Source organism: Bacillus cereus, from assembly GCF_015071065.1.
GTDB lineage: Bacteria > Bacillota > Bacilli > Bacillales > Bacillaceae_G > Bacillus_A > Bacillus_A cereus_BA.
This window is the reverse complement of the sequence record NZ_VOVA01000035.1, coordinates 1-14,314: the sequence shown is the minus strand read 5'-3', so window position 1 is coordinate 14,314 and position 14,314 is coordinate 1. Positions and strand designations below refer to the sequence as shown.

Genomic DNA, 14,314 nt, shown 5'->3' with positions numbered 1-14,314 from the left:
CGGTACCCCTATATAAGAAAAAACTAACATCGACGGCAACCCTGATGATCACATATACAAAATAAGAAAATTCATATTATTCCCTTGCGGAAATAGGTGGAGCCTTAAGAACTACGACATTATCTTTTAACTGTACGCGAAAAATATATACAGGTTGAGAAAAACCTTTTGTATCAGTGGCGTGCTCTAAATTATACTCTGTAATGACTAATATCTCACCTTCAAATTCTTCACCCGCTCCGAAAGGTCCCATAGGATAAATGTCTCCGTGTTTCAGTTTTAAAAAATTAAATACTTTATTTAATCAAGTTACATCCGTATAGGAGGCAGTGGAGATCTAAATCTTTGTTTGAATATTAATCACTTCAAACGTATCCCTTCGAATGCGTTTATAACCAAGTCATGTACATAGGAATCATCCAACTTTTCACCGGTTACTAGCAACCGATAGAAAATTGGTCCGTAAATGAGATCGATGCTTAAGTCAACATCGAGTTTTTCTTTTAATTCGCCTCTTTTAATTCCCTTCTCCAGAAGTTGTTTTGCTTGCAGTCGACGTGGTTGGAAATATCGAGCACGATATTCCTCTGCTAGTTTCGAATCAAATTGTCCTTCGCCAACTAACTCAGTAATAATAGTGCCTTCTCGACTTATTAAAAAACTGGCTAAACTTGTGGCGTGAGTTAAGATATCATTCAATGCTGAACCTGTGTCAGGTACAGGCAATCTGGCTGCAGCAGCAGAAAGAAAACCATCCATTACCACAGCAGCCTTATTTGGCCACCATTTATAAATCGTAGCTTTGCTAACTTTAGCACGGTCTGCAATTTTATCGACTGTGACTGCTTTAAAGCCACTTTCCAATAATAACTCATAGGATGCAGAAAGGATAGCCTTTTGGGTTTCGATATTACGTGGTCGACCTCTTTTACCTTGCACATTAATCATTCCTTTCAAGAACATAAACCATACGTTTAGTATACTTAATATGAACAAAAAATAAAATAGTCTATTTACAAAACTGAACGTTTAGTATATATTTTAGGTAATTAATGAACTGAACGTTTAGTTTATTAATTATCTAGCATCTTGTAATGGTAATGGCTATAGTTAGGTTTCAAGATTCACAAATTAAATTACTAAAAAACATTTAGAAAAGGGGGATAAAAAAGTGGCGAAATTGGACCTTTTAAAAGAAGAACGGAAAGTAGTTCAGGCTCAATTTATTACAATGAACAATGGTATCGTAGTAGTTCTTGCCAAGGCGATTCAGTAATTTTGAAATAAAAGTATGGGAGGAAATAGATATGTCTAATTTTAAAAATAAAGCAATTGATAAGGAGATTTCATCGGGTTTAATCATTCTTCTAGCAACTGCATGTGGTATCATTGTGGCTAATCTTTATTATACACAGCCTTTAATTGGGGTAATTAGTAATGTAATTGGGCTTTCTAATAGTAGCGCTGGATTAATTGTAACGCTAACACAAATTGGATATGTTGTTGGCTTACTATTTCTTGTACCCTTGGCGGATATTGTTGAGAATAGAAAATTGATAATTATATTGTTATTTCTAAGTGCAGTTGCTCTCACTGCCATGGTTTTTGTAAAAAACGCAATCTTGTTGTTAGTAGCTTCATTCTTTATCGGACTGGGGTCGGTCGCAGCGCAAGTGCTCGTACCTCTTGTATCATATCTTTCATCGGAAAATGCACGCGGTCGCGTAGTTGGCAATGTCATGAGTGGTCTGTTATTAGGTATTATGCTTGCGCGTCCGATATCTAGTCTAGTAGCCGATATTTGGGGATGGAATGCAATATTTGCTTTATCTGCTACTGTAATTAGTGTCTTGGCGTTTGTATTATCAAAAGTACTCCCTACTAGGAAACCAACGGCAAAAACAAATTATACCGCCTTACTTAGTTCAATGTGGCAACTACTACGAACTACTCCAATTTTACGCCGTCGCGCAATTTATCATGCTTGTGTATTTGGGGCTTTCAGCTTATTCTGGACCACTGTTCCATTATTATTATCTAGTCCTGCTTTTCATTTTTCTCAGACTGCCATAGCATTATATGCACTTGTCGGAATTACAGGTGCAATAGCCGCTCCAATAGGTGGTCGCCTAGCCGATCTTGGCTGGACACGATCCGCCACTGGAATAGCCCTTACTGTTGTTATTATTTCTTTATTACTCCCACTTTTTATTCAAAGTAGCTCGCCCTTTGGAATAGCTGTTTTAGTAATTGCTGCAATTCTGTTGGACATGGGAGTATCTGCAAACCTTGTGCTTAGCCAACGTTTAATTTTTTCGTTGAGTCCAGAAATTCGTAGTCGATTAAACGGGCTATTTATGGCTATTTTCTTCTTGGGTGGTGCTGTTGGATCTTCTGTCGGAGGGTGGGCATACGCGTCGGGTGGATGGAGTGCAGCATTATGGATGGGAATCGCTTTTCCGATCATAGCACTGCTTTATTTTGCCACAGAGAAATAGTTCTATAATCAAATTTAAACAGCCCGGATTCGTTTGAATGCTTATTCATTGGTATGTCCGAGTTTTATAGATTAATTGCGGTTATTTTGAAGTTTTTACATCAGAACCAGATTTTTTGTCTCTATCGCTAAAAGAGGACAAAACTCACCATATAAAATGTGTCCGAATTCCATTTAGACTATGACAAAAGAGAGCTTACGTTAGAAAACAAGCCCTCTTTAAAAAAATAACGCAATTGAGATGCTTATATTTTAACAATTATTTTCTTACGATTCCATATGTCTCATGTTGAGAAATAAATTATAAGTGGTTTGATAAAACTAAAATGAATTATTGACATAATATTTTGACGATAATATAATGAATCTCGAATTCAAGATAATTTGCAAAGGATTGTTAATTATGAGCGTGATTAACGATGAGAGCTTATCTTTAAAGTTATTTGTTATATTATCAAGGGCAGTACAGTCAATCACTAAGCGTATTGAAGAAGATATTAAACGTTATGGACTTAATCCAACTGAAATTGCAGTGCTTGAGCTACTATACAGTAAAGGCGATCAGCCTATACAAAAAATTGGAGACAAAATATTACTTGCAAGTAGTAGTATCACGTATGTAGTGGATAAGTTGGAAAAGAAGAGGTTCTTAATACGAAAACCATGTCCTAAAGACCGCCGTGTTACGTATGCGTCAATTACTTCAGAAGGTATTGAATTGATGGATACTATTTTCCCTCAGCATAAAGAGGCGATTCGACAAATATTTGGTGGTTTGGATTATATTGAGAAAAAATTGATAATCGAACAGTTGAAGAAATTAGGATATTATGCACAAGAACTATAATTTTTAGAAATATATCTCGAATTAGTAATATCCTAATTAAATATAAATTAAATAAATAGGAGGAAAAAATCAATAAATGGCAGTACATTTATTGGAATCCAAAATGAAGAAATAATGAAATTACAATTAGTATAAACAGGAAAGATAGTTGTTATGCTAACGCATACAAAGTGTTCTTTTAAATGTGAATCTTTCATAAAGCGGAGAGTGGGTATCAAGAATGGAATTACGTCATTTAGAGTATTTTATTCAAGTTTGTAATAATGGTAGTTTTACTAAAGCTGCGGAAGTTCTAGGTATTTCACAGCCGACTTTAAGTCAACAAATACGTGTGTTAGAAGGTGAACTTGATACACCTTTATTTCATCGAGTTGGAAGAGGTATCAAAATTACAGAAGCAGGTAAATTGCTATTTGATAAAGGGAGATTTATCATGCAACAATTTGATGAGGTTTATAACGAAATTTTTGAATTAAAGGGTGTGAAAAGAGGTGTGATTACTATAGGAGGTTTATTAGAAGATCTCACTTATTTAACGCCTTATATTATGAAGTTTCAACAACATTATCCCAACATTGTAGTAAAAATTATAGAATCAGAGGTTGCTGTAAATCAAATCGTTGACAAAAATATTGATATAGGGATCACACGTAGTGCTCAAATTCCAGACACATTAACAAGCACACTTTTGTATAGCGAAGAGCTCGTCCTTGTAATTCCAAAAAATCATCCTTTGAATGAAAAATCATTTGTTTCTTTGCGAGAATTAGCAGGGCTGAGTAGAGTAATGGTTTCATGTAGTTGTCGTGAATCGATTAAGATATATTGTGAAATTTTAGGGTTATCTTTATCTGAAGCAAATATAGAAACAAAATCTTCTATTTCTCTATTGAGCCTTGTATACAATGGATATGGGGTTGCCATAATACCTCTTTCACTGGTTGACTTTGTTAATAATGATACCTTAAGCATAGTTCGTATTACTGATCCAACACCAAGTCAAGATATTAATCTTATTCACTTTGATGATAAATTTTTAAGTTTTGCAGCACGTATCTTTATGCAGAAGTTAAATGATCCTGAAAAAGTATCAGTATAATAGAAACAATAATGATTCTAGTGTAAAAATTGAAAGTAATCTTTAAGTCTTGGGATGAGACCTATATTAAAGTCAAAGGGCAGTGGATTTATATGTGTGGTGTAGTCGATTCACAAGGGAATACCATTGACTTTTATTTAAGGGAAAAAGGACAGACTTTGCAAGGAGGAAAGTCTGTCAAAAAACAAGTCAAGATAATCAATCAACTCTTCGGTCTTACCGCATAGTAATAGATTCCGTTAGGGATATACTACTATTGCGAATCTACATATTATTTGCACCAGAACCCATATTACCATTATGATCTTAATACCATTACTATTTGGGTCCGTCTTCGGCGCCATACCCTTATTGTAGAAAGAAAACCACCGGCATTATACTGGTGGTTCTGACTTAGAAAGCAAAGCAAGTACAACCAATACCCCATTTAGTTCCATCTTTTCCTATTACGGTATGAGTGTGTTGATGGAGAGGGTTACTGCAACTATGTAACTTGTGACCATTGGCATCGTGAGAAAGTATATTATGGGCTAGGTTAGCACCACCATATCCATAAACTCCAGTCGGTGCCCAATCAGGTGATGCTGGCGGCAATTCAGGTGATAAATTTTTAAATTCATCATTTCCATAAACAACCTGCCCACCCATAATAGTGAGTAATGATTCAAGATCTTTGATTTCTTCTTCTGGCACAGTAAAGTAGTCAGCAGACAATACAGCAATATCAGCAAACTGACCTACTGCAAGGGTTCCCTTTTTACCTTCATCACCAGAGAACCACGCACTTCCTTTGGAATATAGTTCCAGGGCTACTTTTCTGTCAAGTTTATTTTTTTCATCGTATATCGAAAGACCACCAATGGTTTTTCCGGCAACCATCCAGTAAAGAGCAACCCAAGGGTTATAGCTAGAAACCCTGGTTGCATCACTACCGGCGCCAACAGGTATACCAAGGTCTAGCATACGATAAATCGGAGGAGTACGCTTTGCAGCTTCTTTTCCGTATAAATCAACAAAGTATTCACCTTGGAAAGCCATGCGGTCTTGGATGGCAATACCACCATTTAAAGCCTTAACACGTTCCATACTACGATCCGAGATTGTTTCTGCATGGTCAAACCACCAGCGTAGACCATTAAAAGGAATTTCTTTGTTGACTTCCTCAAACACATTTAAGAAACGTGTTATTGACTCGTCATAAGTTGCATGTAAGCGGAATGGCCAACGGTTTTCCACCAATAGAGAAATTACTTTCTTTAAGTCAGCTTCCATCACCGTAGCTAGTTCGGGCTGCGGCATCTGAAATTTTTCAAAATCGGCTGCCGAGAATACTAACATTTCTCCGGCACCATTCATTTTATACTTATCATTTCCTTGACCTGGAGAAACAATCTTTGCCCATGAAGCAAAGTCTTCATATTCATGATTTGGATTTTGCGTAAATAGATTATATGCAATACGCAAAGTTAATTGATCTTTCTCAGCTAAATGTTCAACAACTTTGTAATCATCAGGATAATTTTGGAATCCGCCACCTGCATCAATGGCACTTGTGATACCTAATCTATTTAATTCGCGCATAAAATGACGAGTTGAGTTAATCTGATCGTCAAAATTAAGTACTGGAGCTCTCCCCAAACTTGAATAAAGAATAGAAGCGTTAGGATTGGCAATTAAAAGACCTGTTGGATTACCTCGTTTATCCCGCTCAATTAAACAGCCCGGAGGGTCTGGGGTATCTTTTGTGTATCCCAGTGCACGCAGCCCAGCACGATTTACAAGTGCTCTATCGTAAAGATGTAGCACAAAGACAGGAGTGTCTTCAGAAACGGCATTAATCTCTTCCAAAGTTGGCATCCGTCTCTCTTTAAATTGAAATTCAGACCAACCTCCAACTACTCTTACCCACTGAGGAGCAGGTGTACGCCTTGCCTGCTCTTTAAGCATTTCCAGAGCAATAACAAGTGATGGCACACCTTCCCAACGTAATTCCATATTATAATGAAGACCGCCACGAATAACGTGTATATGAGAGTCATTCAGGCCTGGAATAGCTCTCTTTCTTTTAAGGTCTATTTTTTTTGTTTTTTCTGTGGCACTATCAAGAAGCTCATCTCCACCTACTGCAGTGACTAAACCATCAGTTATGGCGATAGCAGATACCTCAGGTTGAGAGGGATCAAGGGTAGTAATTTTCCCGTTATATAAGATCATATCCGGTAAATTCATGTTCACACCTCGTCTACTTCCTATTATTTTGTAACCATGGATGAAATATTTTACCGTAAATCGGCATGACTACCCATGATAGCAAGGACACTATACATACAGAAACAAAAAAAGCTGACATAATAGGGTTCATATTTTTTATAATAGGTCCTATCACTTTAGGAACCAACATGCTAAGAGGCCATACACCAAGAACGGTAACAATAGACATTTTCCATTTTGGCGGTGGAACTGGCGTTTTCGGAGTAACAAACCAATAGGCCAAACTACTTTCCGTTTTGTAAGTTGGATTAGTAGCTTGAAATTGTTCTGCCTGTTTTAACAAATCTTGACGAATATCTGATTCTTGCCAAGCACGTAGATGCTCATACGTATCGAAGCGAAAAATAACAGTATACTCTCTGGATTCGTTATTGGAGACTATTAGATTTACGCCTAAATGCCCTGGGAATTTAGTAGCGGCAGCTTCGATTTCATGTCTCCATGTTTCAAACTGTTTTTCTCTACCTTCTTGAATTTTCCATGTAACAATCGTTGTTACTGGACCGCTAGCATCCATCGTGTTCCCAATATGAGTCTCTCCGACAGTCACTCTTTCTTGGTTCATAATTTTCTGCTTGGAAGCGCGCCATGTACCATAGTATATGCATATTCTACGCCTTGACCATAAGCGCCAGTGTGTTCTTTTACAATTTCCATAACAGCATCATAAGTGTCTTTGCGTGCCCAGTCACGTTGGTATTCAAGTAAAACTTGGATTGCTGTCACTGGAATTGCACCAGCTTGTTCTACACGACGCATAGCAGCGTTATGTGCTGTCAAACTAGTACCACCTGAAGCGTCATCAACTGCATAAACCTCATAGCCAGCTTTAATTGCTTCAAGTACAGGGAATGCAAGGCAAACCTCAGTCCAAAGTGCTGCAAATATTAATTTCTTTCTACCTGTTGCTTTAACTGCCTCAACAAATTTTGGATCTTCCCAAGAGTTCATTGAACTACGTTCTATAATTTCATGGTTTGGGAATATGTCAAGAATTTGTGGCCAAAAATAACCAGAAAAGCTGCGTGTTTCAACTGTAGTAAGAATAGTAGGTACGTTAAAAGTTTTTGCTGATTTAGCAAGCAGCATAACGTTATTAATCAATGTTTGTCTGTCAATACTTGCAACTCCAAAAGTCATTTGAGGCTGAAAATCAATCAAAATTAAGGCACTGTTCTCGGGATTTAACAATTCTAAATTACTCATAATAAAACGCTCCTTTTTAAATTGTTCCGATTTTTTTAGAAAGTAATTTATTTTCCGTTAATTAAAACTGTAATCGTAAAAATAAAAGTTCTGCTATACTTTTTAATTTAAAAGAGAGCGCTGATTTAATCAGCGCTAAATTTATACTATCCACTTTTTAAAAAGTGATTTAAAGCTATTTCTTTGGAATACATTTATGCATTTTGTTTACTAAGATCTCGCTGAGCTCCCATATAGCTTCCAATTATATTTTGATAGCCTGGAAGATTACTAGCAAGCAAATTGCCAAAACCTTCGACATCGTTGCGCCAATCGCGTTGTAATTCGCACGCTACGCTAAACCAGTTCATAAGTTGCACGCCACTATGTGCCATACGCGTATTGGCAGCATCTGCAACCTGTTTACTGAAAGTTCCTGAAGCATCAGTAACAGCAAATACTTCATATCCAGCTTTTATAGCGGAAAGTGCCGGGAAAGCAACGCAAACGTCCGTAACTACGCCCGCGATGATAATTTGTTTTTTTCCAGTTTCTTCGATTGCTTTTACAAAATCATCATTATCCCATGCGTTAATTTGTCCTGGTCGAGCTATTTTTGGTGCGTGAGGAAAGAGGTCAACCAATTCTTGCATTAAAGGTCCGTTAGGTCCATGTTCAAAGCTTGTTGTTAAAATAACTGGTAAATCAAAAAACTTAGCAGTGTGAGCAAGAGCTAAAACATTGTTCTTGAATTCATCAACACTATAGTCGCGTACTAGTCCGGACATAAGACCAGTTTGATGATCTACTAAAAGAACGACAGCATCATCTTTGTTAATACGAGAATAGAGATCAGCCATTATGTATTCCTCCTAAAAATTAAGTAATCGAAGAAAGTTTAAACAGTGGAATATTATCATAAACTTCTTCGTTTGTTACGATTAGTTTATAACTAAACTGACCGTTAATATTAGTTATAGCACCATTCACAGAACATGAAGCGCTATACAAATTTATAGTATTTGAAAACCAATTCATTAATCAATTCTAAATTATCTATAATTTGTATAGATGGTAACTATAGTTATTTTTACCATAAAATTGATTGGTTTTACCTATACATTCTATAGATAGAACAATATTGATAGTTACCTATTTTTGCTATTAGAATTGAATATGAGGAATGTTGAGCAATTATTTCATGATGAAAAAGGTATTAGATGGGGAATTGCTACAAAAACAGAAAATGAATTCATCGGAACAATAGAGTTTCATGCTTAGAATTCACAACATAAACGTGCATAAATAGGTTACGAGATTCATCCGGATTATTGAAGAAAAGGATATATATTAGAATATTTTTTGGAGGTAGAAGAATGACAAAAATTACTGTAGGAACCGAAAATCAAGCACCAATTGAGATATATTATGAGGATCATGGTATTGGAAAACCAGTTGTACTAATTCATGGTTGGCCGTTAAGTGGTCGATCTTGGGAATACCAAGTTCCCGCTCTTGTTGAGGCTGGATACAGAGTTATAACATATGATCGTCGAGGCTTTGGAAAGTCATCTCAGCCGTGGGAAGGATATGAATATGATACCTTTACTTCTGATTTACATCAACTAATAGAACATTTAGATCTTCAAAATGTAACACTTGTTGGTTTTTCTATGGGTGGAGGCGAGGTAGCTCGGTACATTAGTACATATGGAACAGATCGTATTGAAAAGGCTGTTTTTGCTGGAGCAGTTCCTCCATATTTATACAAATCAGAGGATCATCCTGAAGGGGCATTAGATGATGCAGCAATTGAAGAATTCAAAAGTGGCGTGATAAATGACCGCCTTGCATTTCTTGACGAATTTACTAAGGGATTTTTCGCAGCTGGTAATCGAACAGATTTAGTTAGTGAGCCATTTCGTTTATATAATTGGGATATTGCAGCTAGTGCATCCCCTAAAGGAACACTCGATTGTATTACCGCCTTTAGTATGACCGATTTTAGAAAAGACTTGGAAAAGTTCAATATACCTACTCTTATTATTCACGGTGACTCTGATGCAACTGTACCTTTTGAGTTAAGTGGAAAACGCACATATGATTCCATTCCTGGTAGTAAACTTGCTGTAATACAGGGTGGTCCTCATGGATTAAACGCAACTCATGCAAAAGAATTTAATGAAGCATTATTAACATTTTTAAAAGACTAATCTTTGATGAACTACCGGAGGCGGCTCAACAGTAATATCAAGAATAGTAACATGAATTTATCGATTAGAGGTTTTTTAGGCCTCTTAGGGGTATTGCTACATTGCTATCAAGATAATATTTTGAAGAATCCTCAAAACAAAGAAATGTACATTTCATCTGGAGATGTACATTTTCTCGTTTTGGGGAAGAATGTATTTCTCAACATCGAAAGATTCATAAAAAACGTCATCCTTTCTAGTTAGCTTTTTAGAAAGAATAACGTTTTTTACTTTTGGGGGTAGTGAAGTTTCTTAAGTTGATTGGCATGGGGTAGCACCACATCGCTATCAAGCTAAGAAAAGTAAATTACCCCAGAACGAAATTTTTTCGTTCTGGGGTAATTCTGAATGCTTAAGTTGATGGGCATGTGTAAAGAAGGCCATTTTGATTAATCTTTATTCGAGATGCCTTCTTTTTGTTTGTAAAGAATCCCTTCATAAATTGTTTTTATTTTCATATAGTGAAAATAAGTTTTGCAAAAGTATGAAAATAACAAATTAATAAAAATCATTTGTATTTCATTGTAAATACGAAAGTAAACTTTTAAATAAAATTCACCTTCAATGTCATATAAGAAGAACAAAAGATAAGTCGTCTTTTGTTCTTAACAGGGTCTTACTGTGCAGAAATAATAAATTTGTTTAATTTACAATAAAGTCATTTAAAAAATAATATAGTTGTTTAAAAATCCTTATTCCACGAACGGAGCAGGTTAGTGGAAGCAATAGTAATTAGGTTTGACTGGGAAAATTGTCGATGATATTAAAAAAGACACCGAAAAGTCTTATGTTTTTCAAATTAAGCATACCGATAAATTGAAATTTAATTACATAACATTATGCTTATCTTGGGAGCGAGGTATTTTATCGGTGAGTGTATACAAACCATGTAATGCTTGCTGTTAATAATGCTGACGAAATCAAAGCTGTAAGAACACTATATGTTTGCCAAATAAGTATCGTTGACCAATCGAAAGCACAGCACAGTATACCCAGGGCAATCGTAGCGATCAGGAAAATAACTATTACGATTATTCTCTTTTTTGTCATTGGCTGCCGCACATTCGTTTTCCTTCTGCGTAATCCTAAGAGAAATAGCAAAACGGCCAATAGGCAAAGAATAATTGTGATAGACGACAAAATGATATCCAAAAGCTGTGTGCCGCTTATTTCATATGACTGAGTTAGATTGCCGTCTAAAATATCTTTAACTTTTAGTACCAGGTTTATATTGGTATTTGCGCCGTTGCTCAGCAAGCAGACGGCTGTTCGTTCATTTAGCAGTATGGCTACTTCGGTTCTGAAATTTGGATTGCCCCCAGTGTGTTCTATAATCGTTTGGTCGGCGTTTACCGACCAGCCTGCCGCATAATACATATCGTTGACAGCCGAAACAGACATATCACCCCTATGTGATTTTTCGATAACCGTGTGAAATATTTCGGGTATGTCCTGCACGATACCCATCTGTATGCCCATCCAACGCGCCATATCTTTTGTATTAGAAATGATGTAGCCTGCGGGTTTATTCCCAGCATAATCCGGAGCTTTAAATGGAGTTGTCATAAAAAAGGAAGAACGGTAGCCCTGTGCCAACTGTCCAGTGGCTTGAGCATCTTCTTTATAAACATACGTCTGGTGAAGACCTAACGGCTGAAATACCTGTTCCCTCATAAAGTCTTCATAGCTTTGTCGCGACACAATCTCAATAACCAAACCCAATACGTCATAATTAACGGTTCCATAGTTATACTGTTCACCGGGAGGGAACGCCAATTCAGCATCCACGAGCATTTCCACAGTCTTTTGCAACATATCCGGTGTATTGCCTTGTGGAATATTTTGAGTATGCCTAATATTTGTTAGACCACTGGTATGGTGAAGAAAGTTATTTAGTGTAAGGCTTTGCATATCAACAGGTTTCCCTTGATACTTTAACGTAAACCAAGGTAAATGTTTTTGGACAGGGTCAGTCATTGAGAGCAGCCCTTGCTCTTCCAACAGCATAATACCCATACCGGTAAAAGCTTTACTGACCGAGGCTAACTCATAGAGTGTATTTTCACTTGCAGACAACCCCTTTTCACGGTCTGCATACCCTGAAGAAAAGTAGAACACTTCATCATCAGCAAGTATTGAGATTGACATTCCCGGCACACCTGATATACGAGAGGCATCATCTAGCAACGCTTGTATTGCCGCAGATTTCGAATCTGACAACGCATAACTTTGTGTTGCGAATCCTGAGAATAATATAAATATCGTTAATACAAAAACAATAATCTTTTTCATAGACTCTCCTTTTTGAAAAATTATAAGAGAATAATATAAATAACCTACTTTACAACTACTAAACTAAATTTTAATTTATCTTTCTATTCACCTATATAATATCAAGTAATTGTGAAGAGTTACACTTAAACGAACAGATTCGTTAGTCAATAAGAAGTAAACAACTTTATTATTCATTTTTTAAGTATTATATAAACAGATGGATATAATTTGAAACAACTTTAAAGAGCCTTGCTACGTAGAATGTAGTAAGGCTCTTAGCTTTTATTAATCAAAATTCAATAACTTTATTATCATTATACACTTACCAGAAGCATCCGTTACTTTAGAAACACTCCTATGAGATATAATTATTGATGGTGCTTTTTAGGTGATATACTGGAGGTAGATTACTCATCTAATGATGAAGGGAGGTTTACACGTATGGAAGTAACATTTACAGTAAGTAAATGGGATGAAAAGCCAGTCAATGACACTAGAAAAGATTTCCCTATTAATATTGCCCATGTCGAATATGATATTGACGGTGAATTAAAAGGAAAAGCTTTTGTTGAATATTTATTATATTATTTAGAATCAACTATAGATGATGGTCACTTGGCTACTGCTAAAATTTCCGGATTTTTGCATTTCGAAGGAATTTATATGGGAAAACGAGGGACATTTACAGCTATAGAGCAAGGGATATTTGATAAAGGAAATCTAGATTCCCCTGCAACAATCATCAAAGCTACTGGTGAATTAGAAAGCCTGAAAGGGTCCTATAATTATAAGTTTACAGGTCAAACCAGTAAAATGATTCTAGACTTTGAATTCTAACAAAATATCTTATAATTTAGCAAAAAGGGCATCCACTGTAATACCAGGAATGTCCTTTTTTAAACTAAATTATACCGAAAAACAAGACTCGAAATTTTCAATGGGAGGAAATGATATGAGGATCACGATACAAGAATATGTGGTCAATGAAATAGATTCAGGGCCATATGGAATAACCGTAGGAAAAGACGGAGCATTGTGGTTTACGGAACAGAAAGGGAATCGAATTGGGAGAGTAAATGCTACTGGTGAAATAAATTCTTTTCCCATTCCGACAGCAAATGCAGGAGCTATGTCAATTATCTCGGACCAGACCGGTGACTTATGGTTTACGGAATATAACTCAAGCAAGATCGGTAAAATGTCGATGAACGGTCTTTTTGAAGAATATGTACTCCCTACAACGAACGCTGCACCTTTTGGCATAACGGAAGGCCCAGATGGAGCAATATGGTTTACAGAAATGAATAATGGTAGGATCGGAAGAATAACAAAGTCAGGGGAAATCACCGAGTTTGAATTGCCTAACTCCAAATCATTTCCCTCTTTTATTACTCTGGGATCAGACGGTGCATTATGGTTTACACAGAATCAGAACAATAGGATTGGGAGAATAACCACTAAAGGTGAGGTCAAAGAATATCCAATCCCAACACCCAACTCCGGGCCAGTTGGAATTGCGAGCGGACCAGATGGAGCAATATGGTTTGTGCAAATCATGGGCAATAAAATTGGTAGAATTACGTTCGAAGGTGAGGTCAAAGAATTTGTTATACCGACGCCGAACGCTCGTCCGCATGCCATAATACCCGGGAAGAACAGAGATCTTTGGTTTACAGAATGGGGAGGTAACCAAATCAGCCGTATTACAGTTGAAGGAGTTATTACGGAATATACGATACCTACAAATAATGCAGAGCCACATGGTATCACGTTTTGTCCGGATGGCGATCTTTGGTTCGCTGAAGAGTGTAATCAAATTGGACGTCTAACAATCATTACGTAATAGGGATATCGTCCATCGCTATCAAGCTCAGAAAAGTAAATATCCC

The 14,314-nt window shown here is 36.5% G+C and carries 13 protein-coding genes and 1 pseudogene; 7 read left to right on the top strand and 7 right to left on the bottom strand.

The genetic code is table 11. The features are described from left to right. Positions 1 to 76 precede the first annotated feature (76 nt). Positions 77 to 253: a hypothetical protein gene (locus tag FT637_RS28440; protein ID WP_227494004.1), complete on the bottom strand. Its 177-nt coding sequence runs from the start codon at positions 251 to 253 to the stop codon at positions 77 to 79. Positions 254 to 360: 107 nt separating this feature from the next. After that, a complete protein-coding gene (locus FT637_RS28435) occupies positions 361 to 948 on the bottom strand; it encodes a TetR/AcrR family transcriptional regulator (RefSeq protein WP_193649095.1) in 588 nt (195 codons plus the stop codon). Between the two features lie 359 nt (positions 949 to 1,307). Here FT637_RS28435 and FT637_RS28430 point away from each other — a divergent pair, with 359 nt between their 5' ends. From FT637_RS28430 to FT637_RS28415, 4 genes and pseudogenes are all read left to right on the top strand, one after another. Next, positions 1,308 to 2,498: an MFS transporter gene (locus FT637_RS28430; protein ID WP_193649094.1), complete on the top strand. Its 1,191-nt coding sequence runs from the start codon at positions 1,308 to 1,310 to the stop codon at positions 2,496 to 2,498. A gap of 402 nt (positions 2,499 to 2,900) precedes the next feature. After that, complete coding sequence (locus FT637_RS28425) at positions 2,901 to 3,344, top strand: MarR family winged helix-turn-helix transcriptional regulator (protein WP_193649093.1); 444 nt, start codon at positions 2,901 to 2,903, stop codon at positions 3,342 to 3,344. 220 nt (positions 3,345 to 3,564) lie between these two features. Beyond that, complete coding sequence (locus FT637_RS28420) at positions 3,565 to 4,443, top strand: LysR family transcriptional regulator (protein ID WP_193649092.1); 879 nt, start codon at positions 3,565 to 3,567, stop codon at positions 4,441 to 4,443. Positions 4,444 to 4,472: 29 nt separating this feature from the next. Beyond that, a pseudogene (locus FT637_RS28415) lies at positions 4,473 to 4,583 on the top strand (DDE-type integrase/transposase/recombinase); the annotation flags it as partial. A 253-nt stretch (positions 4,584 to 4,836) separates the two neighbouring features. On the opposite strand, the gene FT637_RS28410 reads toward FT637_RS28415, so the two are convergent. From FT637_RS28410 to ycaC, 4 genes are all read right to left on the bottom strand, one after another. Continuing rightward, entirely contained in the window at positions 4,837 to 6,672 is a 1,836-nt protein-coding gene (locus FT637_RS28410) for an amidohydrolase (RefSeq protein WP_193649091.1), read from the bottom strand. A gap of 13 nt (positions 6,673 to 6,685) precedes the next feature. After that, entirely contained in the window at positions 6,686 to 7,279 is a 594-nt protein-coding gene (locus tag FT637_RS28405) for an antibiotic biosynthesis monooxygenase (protein ID WP_193649090.1), read from the bottom strand. Continuing rightward, on the bottom strand, positions 7,276 to 7,920 hold the full coding sequence (locus FT637_RS28400; RefSeq protein WP_018767758.1) for a hydrolase: 645 nt from the start codon (positions 7,918 to 7,920) through the stop codon (positions 7,276 to 7,278). Before FT637_RS28400 ends, FT637_RS28405 begins: the two co-directional genes overlap by 4 nt. A 194-nt stretch (positions 7,921 to 8,114) precedes the next feature. Further along, on the bottom strand, positions 8,115 to 8,759 hold the full coding sequence (gene ycaC, locus FT637_RS28395; protein ID WP_193649089.1) for an isochorismate family cysteine hydrolase YcaC: 645 nt from the start codon (positions 8,757 to 8,759) through the stop codon (positions 8,115 to 8,117). A gap of 516 nt (positions 8,760 to 9,275) precedes the next feature. Here ycaC and FT637_RS28390 point away from each other — a divergent pair. Further along, on the top strand, positions 9,276 to 10,112 hold the full coding sequence (locus tag FT637_RS28390; RefSeq protein ID WP_193649088.1) for an alpha/beta fold hydrolase: 837 nt from the start codon (positions 9,276 to 9,278) through the stop codon (positions 10,110 to 10,112). Between the two features lie 903 nt (positions 10,113 to 11,015). On the opposite strand, the gene FT637_RS28385 is transcribed toward FT637_RS28390, so the two are convergent. Further along, a complete protein-coding gene (locus tag FT637_RS28385) occupies positions 11,016 to 12,443 on the bottom strand; it encodes a serine hydrolase domain-containing protein (protein ID WP_193649087.1) in 1,428 nt (475 codons plus the stop codon). A 423-nt stretch (positions 12,444 to 12,866) separates the two neighbouring features. Between FT637_RS28385 and FT637_RS28380 the strand changes: the two genes are divergently transcribed. Next, complete coding sequence (locus FT637_RS28380; RefSeq protein ID WP_193649086.1) at positions 12,867 to 13,262, top strand: DUF3224 domain-containing protein; 396 nt, start codon at positions 12,867 to 12,869, stop codon at positions 13,260 to 13,262. A 115-nt stretch (positions 13,263 to 13,377) separates the two neighbouring features. Beyond that, complete coding sequence (locus FT637_RS28375; RefSeq protein ID WP_193649085.1) at positions 13,378 to 14,268, top strand: Virginiamycin B lyase; 891 nt, start codon at positions 13,378 to 13,380, stop codon at positions 14,266 to 14,268. The last annotated feature ends 46 nt before the right edge of the window (positions 14,269 to 14,314 follow it).

What these genes read in the sequence shown, in the direction of transcription:
- FT637_RS28440 (WP_227494004.1), bottom strand. Translation starts at nt 253, where the DNA reads ATGGGACCTTTCGGAGCGGGTGAAGAATTTGAAGGTGAGATATTAGTC.
- FT637_RS28435 (WP_193649095.1), bottom strand. Translation starts at nt 948, where the DNA reads ATGATTAATGTGCAAGGTAAAAGAGGTCGACCACGTAATATCGAAACC.
- FT637_RS28430 (WP_193649094.1), top strand. Translation starts at nt 1,308, where the DNA reads ATGTCTAATTTTAAAAATAAAGCAATTGATAAGGAGATTTCATCGGGT.
- FT637_RS28425 (WP_193649093.1), top strand. Translation starts at nt 2,901, where the DNA reads ATGAGCGTGATTAACGATGAGAGCTTATCTTTAAAGTTATTTGTTATA.
- FT637_RS28420 (WP_193649092.1), top strand. Translation starts at nt 3,565, where the DNA reads ATGGAATTACGTCATTTAGAGTATTTTATTCAAGTTTGTAATAATGGT.
- FT637_RS28410 (WP_193649091.1), bottom strand. Translation starts at nt 6,672, where the DNA reads ATGAATTTACCGGATATGATCTTATATAACGGGAAAATTACTACCCTT.
- FT637_RS28405 (WP_193649090.1), bottom strand. Translation starts at nt 7,279, where the DNA reads ATGAACCAAGAAAGAGTGACTGTCGGAGAGACTCATATTGGGAACACG.
- FT637_RS28400 (WP_018767758.1), bottom strand. Translation starts at nt 7,920, where the DNA reads ATGAGTAATTTAGAATTGTTAAATCCCGAGAACAGTGCCTTAATTTTG.
- ycaC (WP_193649089.1), bottom strand. Translation starts at nt 8,759, where the DNA reads ATGGCTGATCTCTATTCTCGTATTAACAAAGATGATGCTGTCGTTCTT.
- FT637_RS28390 (WP_193649088.1), top strand. Translation starts at nt 9,276, where the DNA reads ATGACAAAAATTACTGTAGGAACCGAAAATCAAGCACCAATTGAGATA.
- FT637_RS28385 (WP_193649087.1), bottom strand. Translation starts at nt 12,443, where the DNA reads ATGAAAAAGATTATTGTTTTTGTATTAACGATATTTATATTATTCTCA.
- FT637_RS28380 (WP_193649086.1), top strand. Translation starts at nt 12,867, where the DNA reads ATGGAAGTAACATTTACAGTAAGTAAATGGGATGAAAAGCCAGTCAAT.
- FT637_RS28375 (WP_193649085.1), top strand. Translation starts at nt 13,378, where the DNA reads ATGAGGATCACGATACAAGAATATGTGGTCAATGAAATAGATTCAGGG.